At 47.3% G+C, this 2,737-nt stretch carries 3 protein-coding genes and 1 pseudogene; 2 read left to right on the plus strand and 2 right to left on the minus strand.

Annotated elements, in window-relative coordinates; translation table 11 throughout:
- On the plus strand, positions 1 to 425 hold a 425-nt coding region (locus RMO27_RS02590), incomplete at its 5' end, for a 50S ribosomal protein L11 methyltransferase (protein ID WP_309728777.1).
- Between the two features lie 160 nt (positions 426 to 585).
- On the opposite strand, the pseudogene trmB reads toward RMO27_RS02590, so the two are convergent.
- Positions 586 to 1,218, minus strand: a pseudogene (trmB, locus tag RMO27_RS02595) (tRNA (guanosine(46)-N7)-methyltransferase TrmB).
- Between the two features lie 248 nt (positions 1,219 to 1,466).
- Positions 1,467 to 1,856: an AbrB family transcriptional regulator gene (locus RMO27_RS02600; RefSeq protein WP_309728779.1), complete on the minus strand. Its 390-nt coding sequence runs from the start codon at positions 1,854 to 1,856 to the stop codon at positions 1,467 to 1,469.
- A 481-nt stretch (positions 1,857 to 2,337) separates the two neighbouring features.
- On the opposite strand from RMO27_RS02600, the gene RMO27_RS02605 reads away from it, so the two are divergent.
- Positions 2,338 to 2,737, plus strand: a 400-nt coding sequence (locus tag RMO27_RS02605) for an Rrf2 family transcriptional regulator (RefSeq protein WP_309728781.1), incomplete at its 3' end; no start/stop codon positions are given.

Raw genomic sequence — 2,737 nt, forward strand, 5'->3', positions numbered from 1 at the left:
ATCTGACCATTGCCGATATTGGCTGTGGCTCTGGTATTCTCTCTACGGCGGCATTGTTGCTAGGTGCCCACCAGGTTTATGCGGTCGATAACGATCCGCTGGCCGTCAAAGCCACTGGCGAAAACCGCGACCTCAATCACATTCCCGCTGCCAAATTAATCGTCGATCTCGGCAGTATCGATCGACTCCAAGCGATGATTCCTGAGCCTGTGGACGGCTTTGTCTGCAACATCTTAGCAGATATCATTATGCAACTGGCACCCTCGATGTCCGCACTCGTCAAGCCCAAAGGTTGGGCAATTCTCAGCGGCATTCTCTCTAGTCAGGTGGCTGATGTCTCCCACGTACTCGAACAACATGGCTGGGTTGTCGGCACGGTTTGGAATCGTCAGGAGTGGAGTTGCATTAATTTGAAGTATAAGTAGAGTGAATAGTGAATAGTGAATAGTGAATAGTGAATAGTGAATAGTGAATAGTGAATAGTGAATAGTGAATAGTGAATAGAATGCTTGCGTTCTAAAGTGGCAAGATCGATAATCTATCTACCCACTATCCACTATCACCTACTCCCTAATCCACTATCACCTACTCCCTAATCCACATTGCCCGATGCACTGGCAAACCCCGACCGAGCGTAGAGACTTCGCGTTCGGTGGGAACACCGAGGGGATTTGGCTCGATCCAGTCGGATTGAGTGCGACGGAAGGCGGGATTTTAGCTAAATCGATCGCACATTTCCTGCGCTACCCATTCGAGATCGGATTGCAAAAATACCTCGCCACCGCTGGGTAGATAGCGAGCGATGTCAGCGACTAAGGCTGGCTGTACGACACGCCGCTTGGCATGTTTGGTCTTAAAACAGGGATCGGGATACTGAATGCTAATTCGCCGTAATTTGCCAGCAGGTAGCGATGCTAGCAGTGTCGCCAGCGAAGTGTTGATATTGCCAAAGACGTAGTGAAGATTGCTCAGAGCTAGACCATCGCGGATCTGATTGGCTTGGATGACTAGAGCTTCGCGAATTTCAATTCCTAAGTAGTTCCAATGTGGATCTGCTTGCGCCATCTGGATCGAAAATCGTCCGCCAGCACTGCCAATATCGAGATGAATCGGCGCGCAAAGATCGGGATAAACTACCGACCAATCGGGTGGAACTAGCGACTGCTGATAGATAATACTCAGCGGATTAACATGCTGCCTAATTTTGATCCGAGGCATGAAAGTAGAGCGAGTGTGGGTGATAAATATAACGAAAGATCTCCCGCAATAGCTAAAGCTAGTAAAGTTTAGATCGTGATGACAACAATCTAAAATTTACTAGCTAGCGGGAAAATTGGGCGATGGGTGAAGACGATCGCTCAATTAACAGCATCGAGATCTGGTTTTCACCGAGCTGCCGATCTTCAAGATCTCACGATCGATCGACTAGCTCAATCAGATCGCCTCAGGCATCGACTACCCAATCTCTATTCATCATCTTCACTGCCATCAACTTGTTTGAGATGAATGTGCTTGCGACCGAGGGTGATATTAAATACGTCCCCTTCCTTCAAGCCCATTTGTTTGGTGTAGGCAGCACCAATCAATAAGTTATTGTTAGATTGAACGGTGATTTTGTAGCTCGCACTACGACCGCCACGACCGCCACCAACGGCTTTGCTATCGAGCTGAATGCCTTCAGCATCGATGAGCGCGTTGAGAAACTTCATCATGTTAACGCGTTCTACGCCAGTCTTAGTTTCGGTAAAGTAGCCGCATTCACGCGCTTTATCTTCTTTGCTTGCGCTGCCGAGGTCTTTGACTTTTTGGAGCAGTTCTTCGCCGACTAAAGGCTCAATATTTTTCTTGTTACTCATCAACTTAGATTTCAAACTAGAGGGTCTAACGCTATCCGGCGTTGCGGTTTTGCTAAACTAGACCTGCAATTAGTTATTGGAGGTTGCTATTAGCACTTATCACCATAGTACACTGACTAGAGTGAGTTTGTTAAATGTCTGTATCCAAAATACCATCTTTTTTAGATCGAAACGAAACTTATCAGAAAAATAGTTGCCTTTTAACAGTTAGATCCGTTGACAGTTGACCAGGACGAGAATTAAACCATCGATATTGGTTGGCTAGTTAAACATTAATAGTTCTCAGTAATCGATAGTTGGATCTGTAATATTCTGAATAGATTCTGCTAGGATTGAAATGATCCGACACTCGATCAACCGAGTTCGCACCGAAGATCGTCGATATTCAGCTCGATTTGGTAAATTGCGTTGAGTCAAAACTGCCATCGCGAGGTCGCCAACCGCATCGATCTCGGATGGCCGTAATCGCTAAAAAACACAGATGAAACTGACTACTCGCGGAGATTACAGCGTCAAGGCGATGCTCGATCTCAGTTTGCAACCAGGATTTGGCCCAGCTTCAGTCAGTGCGATCGCCAAGCGTCAACGCCTGCCGATGCCCTATTTGGAGAAATTATTAATTGAGTTGCGCCGCGCGGGACTAGTCAAATCCATTCGGGGAGCGCACGGCGGCTACAAGCTTGCCAAAAAACCCACCCAAATTTCTTTGAGTGATATTTTGGTGGCGGTGGGTGAATCGATGGTAGCTGAGTATCCCACTAGCTCGCCAGTCGATCCCCATTTAGCCGCAGACTGGGTAACGCTGATGGTGTGGCGGCGGCTCAATGAAAAGCTTCAAGCCGCTCTGGCTAGTATCTCACTAGCCGATCTCTATTATGATG

The organism is Chamaesiphon sp. OTE_75_metabat_556, assembly GCF_031378165.1.
Taxonomy (GTDB): domain Bacteria; phylum Cyanobacteriota; class Cyanobacteriia; order Cyanobacteriales; family Chamaesiphonaceae; genus Chamaesiphon.